9 protein-coding genes are annotated in these 8,315 nt (G+C 69.7%); 4 read left to right on the top strand and 5 right to left on the bottom strand.

The features are described 5' to 3' along the window. Together VET27_RS13520 and VET27_RS13515 are read right to left on the bottom strand one after the other, a co-directional pair. A partial coding sequence (locus tag VET27_RS13520; RefSeq protein ID WP_526518861.1) for a C40 family peptidase occupies positions 1 to 1,082 on the bottom strand: 1,082 nt, incomplete at its 3' end. A 3-nt stretch (positions 1,083 to 1,085) separates the two neighbouring features. After that, the gene (locus tag VET27_RS13515; protein ID WP_526518859.1) at positions 1,086 to 1,382 is read right to left on the bottom strand and encodes a hypothetical protein; all 297 of its coding nucleotides are present in this window, start codon (positions 1,380 to 1,382) and stop codon (positions 1,086 to 1,088) included. A gap of 50 nt (positions 1,383 to 1,432) precedes the next feature. On the opposite strand from VET27_RS13515, the gene upp reads away from it, so the two are divergent. Further along, entirely contained in the window at positions 1,433 to 2,056 is a 624-nt protein-coding gene (gene upp, locus VET27_RS13510; protein ID WP_526518857.1) for a uracil phosphoribosyltransferase, read from the top strand. On the opposite strand, the gene VET27_RS13505 is transcribed toward upp, so the two are convergent. Both VET27_RS13505 and VET27_RS13500 read right to left on the bottom strand, forming a co-directional pair. Continuing rightward, on the bottom strand, positions 2,038 to 3,543 hold the full coding sequence (locus VET27_RS13505) for a phospho-sugar mutase (RefSeq protein WP_526518855.1): 1,506 nt from the start codon (positions 3,541 to 3,543) through the stop codon (positions 2,038 to 2,040). The genes upp and VET27_RS13505 overlap by 19 nt on opposite strands. 5 nt (positions 3,544 to 3,548) lie before the next feature. After that, complete coding sequence (locus VET27_RS13500) at positions 3,549 to 4,010, bottom strand: MarR family winged helix-turn-helix transcriptional regulator (protein WP_526518853.1); 462 nt, start codon at positions 4,008 to 4,010, stop codon at positions 3,549 to 3,551. A 76-nt stretch (positions 4,011 to 4,086) separates the two neighbouring features. Between VET27_RS13500 and VET27_RS13495 the strand changes: the two genes are divergently transcribed. Further along, positions 4,087 to 5,187, top strand: a complete 1,101-nt coding sequence (locus tag VET27_RS13495) for an AbrB family protein (RefSeq protein ID WP_526518851.1) — start codon at positions 4,087 to 4,089, stop codon at positions 5,185 to 5,187. Here the strand turns inward: VET27_RS13495 and VET27_RS13490 are convergent. Then, entirely contained in the window at positions 5,133 to 5,885 is a 753-nt protein-coding gene (locus VET27_RS13490; RefSeq protein WP_526518863.1) for a purine-nucleoside phosphorylase, read from the bottom strand. The genes VET27_RS13495 and VET27_RS13490 overlap by 55 nt on opposite strands. 87 nt (positions 5,886 to 5,972) lie before the next feature. Here VET27_RS13490 and VET27_RS13485 point away from each other — a divergent pair, with 87 nt between their 5' ends. Then, positions 5,973 to 7,151: a M20 family metallopeptidase gene (locus VET27_RS13485; RefSeq protein ID WP_526518849.1), complete on the top strand. Its 1,179-nt coding sequence runs from the start codon at positions 5,973 to 5,975 to the stop codon at positions 7,149 to 7,151. Further along, positions 7,148 to 8,315 (top strand): amidohydrolase (locus VET27_RS13480; RefSeq protein ID WP_526518847.1); only part of this gene is annotated, 1,168 nt, incomplete at its 3' end. The genes VET27_RS13485 and VET27_RS13480, both read left to right, overlap by 4 nt.

Raw genomic sequence — 8,315 nt, 5'->3', positions numbered from 1 at the left:
GCCGTCGGCCGCCAGAACCCCTGAAACCCCTGTCCCGCGTTCGTCGTTCGGATCGGTGACAACTCAACCGGATCGCCCGCCTCGACCATCTGCCCGTTGCCCACGATCATCGCGACGTGGCCGTCCCACACCGCCAGGTCGCCCGGTCGTAGCGAGGCCTGGTTGACTGCCGACCCGACGTCCTGCTCCTGGGCGAGCCGCGGAAGATTCAGTCCGGCTTCGTGATACGCCCATTGTGTCAGGCCGCTGCAGTCCAGGCCGACGCCGGGCGTCGTGCCGCCCCAGTCATAGGGCACGCCCAACTGCGTCAGTGCGTGCCGGACGGCGCTGGCGGCGACGGCATTGGGTGCGGTGGCCGTGCTGCCGTCGGGGAGTTGCACCGAGACGCCGCTGCCGAACATGCCGGGATCGGCGAGCGGCCTTGCGTCGTCGCCCGCCAGACCCGAGCCCTCCGGCTGTAGACCGGACGAACCCGAGAAGTCGGCGGGCACCGATCCGCCAAGCCCGGACCCCAGGCCCGTACCCAAACCCGACCCGGACCCGAGCCCGCTGCCGAGGCTGGGCAGTGCGCTCATCGGCATCGTCGGGGTGGCGCCGGGCGCCGACTCGGCCACCGCCGCCTGGTGCCCGTCGAGTTCGGCACGCAGATCCTCGATCACGCCGTTGGCCTCATCGAGGGCCCGTTGCGCCTCCGCGATGAGTTCGTCCACGGCACCGGGTTCGTCGAGCTCGGCCTCGAGCGCTTCGGCGCGGGACTCGAATTCGTCGACGATCGTCTGCAGCCGCGCCCGGGCACGGGCCACGGCGTCGGCGGCATTCGCAGTGGCGCTGCCGAGGCGACCGGCCCGGGCCGCCAGCGCATCGACGGCTGCGACGGTCGCCTGGGTGAACTCTGCGGCGGCCTCACCGGCGTCACCAACCCAGCGCGTGCCCTGCCACGACCGACCCGTCGCGACGGCGACGTCGGTCAGTGCGTCACGAATACTCGCCAGCGCCGTCGCGGCGTCCGGTGCGCCCGTGCCGACCATCGCCTGCAGTTCACGTAGCGGAGCGGCCAACCCGCTGACCAGGGCGCTCGGCATCGGCTAGGCCTCGAGTAGCGAGAGTGCTCGCCCCGCAAGCCCTTCGGCGGCACGATAGGCATCTGCAGCGGTGCCCGCCAACGACCGAGCTGCTGCGAGGCGCTCGGCGAGTTGCGTCGCGTGGCGCGCCTCCTGCAGCAACGCTCGATTCAGTACGGCCAGGAATTCGGCCCCGACCGAACCGAACGCGTCGGCCGATGCCGTCGCGGCGGTCAGGTCCGCGGCCACGGAGGTGAGGTCATCGGCGTGACGAAGCTGGGCGATGCTGAACCCGTGGATGTCGGAAGTGTCGGCGATCATGCGTTTATGACGGCGGCCGGAGCGCGCCGGTTCCATTAGGGTTCGACCGCATGGACGTCCGCGTTGTCGATCATCCCCTCGCCGCCGCTCGGCTCACCACGCTGCGCGACGAGCGCACTGACAACGCCGGCTTCCGCGCCGCCCTGTGCGACCTGGCGCTGATGCTCGTCTACGAGGCCACCCGCGACGCCGCCTCGACGCCCGTTCCGATCCGCACCCCGTTGGCCGACACCGTCGGATCACGGCTTGCATCTCCGCCGCTGCTGGTGCCCGTGCTCCGTGCCGGTTTGGGGATGGTCGAGAAGGCGCAGCAACTGATCCCCGAGGCGAAGGTCGGGTTCGTGGGCGTCGCCCGCGACGAGGCGACCGCCCTACCCACCCCCTACCTGGAGTCGCTGCCCGAGGACCTCAGCACCACTCCGGTGATGGTGCTCGACCCCATGCTCGCCACCGGCGGATCGATGGCCCACACCTTGCGCCTGCTGCACGCGCGCAACGCCGTGGACATCACTGCAGTCTGCGTGGTGTGCGCACCGGAAGGCATTGCGGCGCTGGAGAAGGCGTCACCCAATCTGAAGCTCTACACCGCGGCGATCGACGACGGACTCAACGACGTCTCCTACATCGTGCCGGGCCTCGGCGACGCCGGCGACCGTCAGTTCGGCCCGCGCTGAAGCAGTTCGGCCGCGGTGACTCTGGCTGCGTCCAGGGCGCTCGCCGCCTCGGCGCGTGCGCTTGCCAGGTCATCACGGGGCGGTAGCCGAACTTCGATATACGCCTTGATCTTCGGCTCGGTTCCAGACGGTCGGACGGCTAGTCGCACGGTGTCGCCGACGAAGACCAGCGCGTCGGTGCGGTCCTGTCCGCGCCGATCGAGTAGATCGGACAGCGCTCCGAGGTGCCTCGGCGGGTCGGCGCGCAAGCGTGCCATCACCGCGTCGGCGTCGGTGTGCACCGAGACGGCGCCGGTCATGTGCACGCCGTGCCGTAGAGCCAGTGCGTCCAGCGCATCCACCGGGGTACGGCCCTCGTCGCGAAGCGCCGAAACCAGGTCGCAGGCGAGCACGGCGGCACTGATGCCGTCCTTGTCGCGTACCGCGGCAGGGTCGACGCAGTATCCGATCGCCTCCTCGTAGGCGTAGACCAGCGTGCTGCCCGCCAGGCCGGTATCGGCGCGCGCCAGCCACTTGAACCCGGTGAGCGTCTCGACGTGCTGGGCGCCGTGTCCGGCGGCGATCGCCGCGAGCATGCGCGACGACACGACGGTGCTGGCGACTACGCAGCTCTTCATGACGTCGCCCGGCTCTGTCTGCGACAGCACGTAATCGCCGAGCAGCCAACCTGTTTCGTCTCCCGAGAGCATCCGCCAGCCCGACGGCGTCGGGATGCCCACCGCGCACCGGTCGGCGTCGGGGTCCAGCGCGATCGCTACGTCGGCCTCGACCTCGGCGGCGAGTGCGAGAAGCAGGTCGGTGGCCCCGGCCTCCTCCGGGTTGGGGAAGGCGACGGTGGGAAAGTCCGGGTCCGGTGAGTATTGCTCGGCGACGGTGTGGACGTCGGTGAAGCCGGCCTCCCGCAATGTCAGCAGGGCAGGCTCCCCGCCGACGCCGTGCATGGGCGTCAGGGCGATGCGCACATCGCCCGTTGCGCGTCGCACAGTCGCGGCGCGACGGACGTAGTCGCCGATCAGGTCGGTGGTGGCCGGTGTGACCTCGGCGCGGGCGACGTCGGTCGGCGCGATCGCCATGGCCGCTTCGATTTCGCGGTCGGTCGGCGGGACGATCTGCATGCCGCCGTCGAGGTAGACCTTGTAGCCGTTGTCGGCGGCGGGGTTGTGCGACGCCGTGATCTGGACGCCTGCGGCGGCACCCATGCGGCGTACGGCGAACGCCACCACCGGCGTGGGTGCTGGGTCCGGCAGTAGGGTGACCGAAAAGCCCTCGGCGGCAAGCACTTCAGCGGTCGCCAAGGCGAAGTCGTCGGAATTGTGGCGAGCGTCGCGGCCCACCACGACGGTCGAGCCGCCCAGGCATCTGTCCTTCAGCACCTTGGCCAGCGCCCAGGTAGCCGTCGTCACGGTCTCGACGTTCATGCCACCGGGTCCCGGACGCATGGGCCCCCGCAACCCCGCCGTACCGAACGTCAAGGGTTCGTCGGTCATGGCGCTCATTGTGCGGTGCGGCCGTCGGATTGCCCAGGCTCGTCGCCGTCGGCGAGTTTACGGAGCACGGGCGCGACGAGCATCAGCAGGTTGAACTCCAGTTCGGTGAGCGTCTCGCGCATCGCCGCGTTGAGCCAATCGTCGCGTTCGGCGCGGTCGGCCTCAAGTAGTGCCACCCCGTCCGCGGTGACTTCGATGAGCTGGCGGCGTCGGTCGTCGGCGTCTGTTCGGCGCGCCACCAGCCGGCGCGACTCCAACAGGTTGATGCCGTCGGTCAAGGACTGCACGCGCACGTGCATCCGGGCGGCGAGCTCGGCCGGAGTGGTGACACCGGCCCGGCTGACTTCGCCGAGCACCTGCTGCTGGCTCAGTGTGAGGCCGTTGTCGCTGCGATGGCGACGAAGTTGCCGGGTGAGGGCCATGATCGACTCGCGCAGTTCTGCCGCGTTGGCCGTGGTTGATCGCATTACCAAGTTATACCTTGGTATTTATATGACCAAGACCAGTTTGAGATCATGATTTGACAAGCGCATACTTGTTTTCATGTGGAAGTGGGCGCTGCTGGTCGTGGTCACGGTCGCGGTGACCTTGCCCTTGGACGTGCTCGGCGTCCCCTCCGCCGCGCTCTTCGCGGCCCTGGTCGTCGGCATCTTCCTGGCGCTGATGTCGCTGGCGCCGGCCGGCGTGCCCCGCAAGGCGGGCATCGCCGCCCAGGGCGTGCTGGGCGTCTACATCGGCACGATGGTGCACCGGGATGCGCTCACGGCACTCGGTTCGGACTGGCCGATCGTGCTCGCCGTCGCCGTCTGCACGCTGATCCTCAGCATCGGCGCAGGTGCGCTGCTTGGTCTACACCGCGACATCAGCCCGCTCACCGGATCGCTCGCCTTGGTCGCCGGCGGTGCCTCGGGTCTCGTCGCGATCGCCCGCGAGCTGGGCGGTGACGACCGCTTCGTCGCCGTGGTGCAGTACCTGCGGGTTGCCCTGATCACCGCCTCGGTGCCGGTCGTCGTCACCCTCGTCTACCACGCCGAGAAGACCGCCCACGCCGCAGCTCTCGCCCAAACCGACTCGGCACCTTGGTATTGCAGTATCGCGATGCTCGCGGTCATCGTGCTCGTCGGTGCCACGGCCGGTCGGCTGGCCCGGCTTCCCGGCTCCGGACTGCTCGGCCCGATGGCGGTGACCATCGCCCTCGAGCTGACCGGAACGTCGTTCGGCCTCTCCGTGCCCATGGCACTGGTTCAGCTTGGCTACGCCGTCATCGGTTGGCAGGCCGGTGTCGCCTTCACGCGCGAGTCCATGCGTGCGATCGGGCGCGCGCTCCCGACGGCACTCGGTCTGATCGTGTTGCTCAACGTCGCCTGCGCGGGCCTGGGCATCCTGTTGGCCCACGTGACGGGCATCAGCCCGCTCGAGGGCTACCTGTCCACCAGCCCCGGCGGTATCTACGCCGTGCTGGCCACCGCCGTCGAGACGGGATCCAACGTCACGTTCATCATCGCCGCGCAGGTCGTACGGGTGCTGCTGATGTTGTTCGCCGCGCCGCTGATGGCACGCGGCTTGATCGTGCTGACGCGGCGGCTCGTCTACAAGCGCGTCAGCACCTCGGAGAGCAGGGAACCCATCCGCGTCGCGGACTGACGCCCCGCCTCTAGCACCTCGACGTGGCTGAGCGGTTGGCCGGTCATTCCGGCGGCCAGGTTCGTTACCAGCGAGACGCCGAGCACCTCGGCGCCGGCAGCGCGGGCCGCGATCGTCTCGTGCACCGTCGACATGCCAACCAGGTCGGCGCCGAGCGTACGCAGCATCCGGATCTCGGCCGGTGTCTCGTAGTGCGGACCGGGCAGCCCGGCGTAGACACCCTCGGCCAGTCCCGGATCGACCTCGCGGGCCAGCGCGCGCAACCGCGGTGCGTACGCGTCGACCAGGTCGACGAACTGCGCGCCGACCAGCGGCGAGCGCGCCGTCAGGTTGAGGTGGTCGCTGATCAGCACCGGCTGGCCCACTGCATGGTCCGCTCGGAGCCCGCCTGCGGCGTTGGTCAGCACGACCGTGCGAGCCCCTGCCGCACAGGCCGTACGCACGGGATGAACGACATGACGCAGGTCGTGACCCTCGTAGGCGTGGATCCGGCCGAGCAACACCAACACTCGCTTGCCGCCGACGTCGACCACCAGAATTTGGCCACCGTGGCCGGCGGCGGACGGCGGGGTGAAACCCGGCAGCTCCGCCATCGCAATGACGGCGGACGGCTCGCCGAGCTCGGCGGCGGCCGGTGCCCACCCCGAGCCGAGGACGACGGCAACGTCGAAGGAGTCGACCCCGGCGCGCGTGCGCAGCGCAGCCGCGGCTTCGTCGGCAACGTGTCGAGGGTCGGTCACACCGGTCACAGGGAGGAGCGTAAGGGACGGTGAGATACTTCTCCGATGCCCACCGCCACAGCGTCGACGACCGTCGAGGACGTAGTCCAGCGACGTCGTGGCGACCTCATTGAGCTATCGCACTCCATTCACGCCGAGCCCGAACTGGCATTCGCCGAACACCGCAGCTGCGCCAAGACGCAGACGCTGGTCGCCGAGCGCGGATTCCAGGTCACCGCGGCGCCCGGGGGATTGGACACCGCCTTTCGCGCCGACTTCGGCAGCGGATCACTGGTCATCGGCATCTGCGCGGAATACGACGCACTGCCGGGCATCGGCCACGCGTGCGGCCACAACATCATCGCGGCGTCGGCGGTCGGCACCGCTCTGGCGCTTGCCGAGGTCGCCGAGGAGTTGGACCTGACGGTCGTGCTGCTCGGCACGCCCGCCGAAGAGGCAGGCGGCGGCAAGGCCCTGATGTTGGAGGCAGGCACGTTCGACGACATCGCGGCAACGGTGATGCTGCACGCCGGGCCGCTCGACATTGCCCGCGCGCGGTCACTGGCGCTGTCGCAGGTCGCCGTCGAGTACACCGGCCGCGAGGCGCACGCGGCCGTCGCGCCGTTCCTGGGACTCAACGCCGCCGACGCGATCACGGTGTCCCAGGTGGCGATCGGGCTGCTGCGACAGCAGTTCTCGCCCGGTCAGATGGCGCACGGCATCGTCACCGACGGCGGGCAGGCGACCAACGTCATACCTGCCCGCACCGAGATGCACTACACGATGCGCGCCAACGACTCCGGATCGCTGCGCGAGCTGGAGGGCAGGATGTCGGACTGCTTCCTGGCGGGTGCGGTGGCCACGGGCTGCAGCCATCAGGTCGAGGCGACCGAGCCGTCCTACCTCGAGCTGACGCCTGATCAGTGGCTTGCCGACGTGTTCCGCGCCGAGATGGTGCGGTTCGGCCGGACGCCCGTCGGGCCGGAGGTCGAGGCTGCGTTTCCGCTGGGCAGCACCGACATGGGCAACGTCACCCAGGTCATGCCGGGCATTCATCCGATCATCGGCATCGATGCCCAAGGCGCCTCGATCCACCAGCCGGCGTTCGCCGCGGCCGCCGCTGGGCCGAGTGCCGACAAGGCAGTGATCGAAGGAGCCGTCATGCTGGCCCGCACCGTCGTCGAGCTGGCCCGGACACCCGCGGAGCGTGACAGGGTGCTGCGACACAAGGCCGATCGCGCATGAACATCGCGGAGACCACCGAGGCGTGGCTGGCTGCCCATTACGACGAGCTGGTGGCGTGGCGGCGGCACATCCACCAGCATCCCGAGCTGGGGCGTCAGGAGTTCGAGACGACGCAGTTCGTCGCGTCGCACCTGGCCGACGCCGGCCTGAACCCCAAGGTTCTGCCGGGAGGCACCGGCCTGACGTGTGACTTCGGACCCGAGCACGCGCCGCGGGTGGCTCTGCGCGCCGACATGGACGCGCTACCGATGGCCGAACGGACGGGTTCGCCCTTCTCGTCGCTGGTGCCGGGCGTCGCCCACGCCTGCGGTCATGACGGGCACACGGCGGTTCTGCTGGGGGCGGGCCTGGCTCTGGCATCGGTTCCCGAATTGCCCGTCGGCGTGCGCCTGCTCTTCCAGCCCGCCGAGGAGTTGATGCCCGGCGGGGCCATCGATGCGATCGCCGCCGGTGCGCTCAACGGGGTGTCGCGAATCTTCGCGCTGCACTGCGATCCACGTCTGGAGGTCGGCAGGGTCGCCATCCGGCCGGGGCCGATCACGTCGGCGGCCGACCAGGTGGAGATCACCTTGTACTCACCTGGCGGGCACACGTCGCGGCCACATCTGACCGGTGACCTGGTCTACGCCTTGGGCACCCTGATCACCGGTGTTCCCGGTGTGCTGTCGCGGCGGGTCGATCCGCGCAACAACACCGTCATGGTGTGGGGTGCCGTCAACGCCGGCGTCGCTGCCAACGCGATCCCGCAGACCGGCAGCGTGGCAGGCACCATCCGGACCGCCAGTCGCGAGGCCTGGGTGGTGATGGAACAGCTTGTCCGCGAGATCGTTTCGTCGTTGCTCGCGCCTCTACAGGTCGAGTACAGCGTGCACTACCGCCGCGGGGTCCCTCCGGTGGTCAACGAGGAAGTGTCGACGCGGATCTTCACCCACGCGATCGAGGCCATCGGTCCCGACGTCCTGACCGACACGCGACAGTCCGGTGGCGGCGAGGACTTCTCCTGGTACCTCGAGGACGTCCCCGGCGCGATGGCGCGACTCGGCGTGTGGCCGGGGCGCGGTCCGCAGCTCGACCTACACCAGCCGACGTTCGACCTCGACGAGCGGGCTTTGGGCGTCGGGGTGCGGGTATTCGCCAACATCGTCGAGCAGAGCGCCGGGCTCT

The sequence above is a fragment of the Mycobacterium sp. genome, assembly GCF_035633495.1.
In the GTDB taxonomy this organism is placed as follows: domain Bacteria; phylum Actinomycetota; class Actinomycetes; order Mycobacteriales; family Mycobacteriaceae; genus Mycobacterium.
Note: the sequence above shows the minus strand (reverse complement) of the source record. Positions and strands in the feature narration are given on the sequence as shown.

Excerpts from the sequence above, each read along its gene's own strand:
- VET27_RS13515 (WP_526518859.1), bottom strand. The coding sequence starts at position 1,382 with ATGATCGCCGACACTTCCGACATCCACGGGTTCAGCATCGCCCAGCTT.
- upp (WP_526518857.1), top strand. The coding sequence starts at position 1,433 with ATGGACGTCCGCGTTGTCGATCATCCCCTCGCCGCCGCTCGGCTCACC.
- VET27_RS13505 (WP_526518855.1), bottom strand. The coding sequence starts at position 3,543 with ATGACCGACGAACCCTTGACGTTCGGTACGGCGGGGTTGCGGGGGCCC.
- VET27_RS13500 (WP_526518853.1), bottom strand. The coding sequence starts at position 4,010 with ATGCGATCAACCACGGCCAACGCGGCAGAACTGCGCGAGTCGATCATG.
- VET27_RS13495 (WP_526518851.1), top strand. The coding sequence starts at position 4,087 with ATGTGGAAGTGGGCGCTGCTGGTCGTGGTCACGGTCGCGGTGACCTTG.
- VET27_RS13485 (WP_526518849.1), top strand. The coding sequence starts at position 5,973 with ATGCCCACCGCCACAGCGTCGACGACCGTCGAGGACGTAGTCCAGCGA.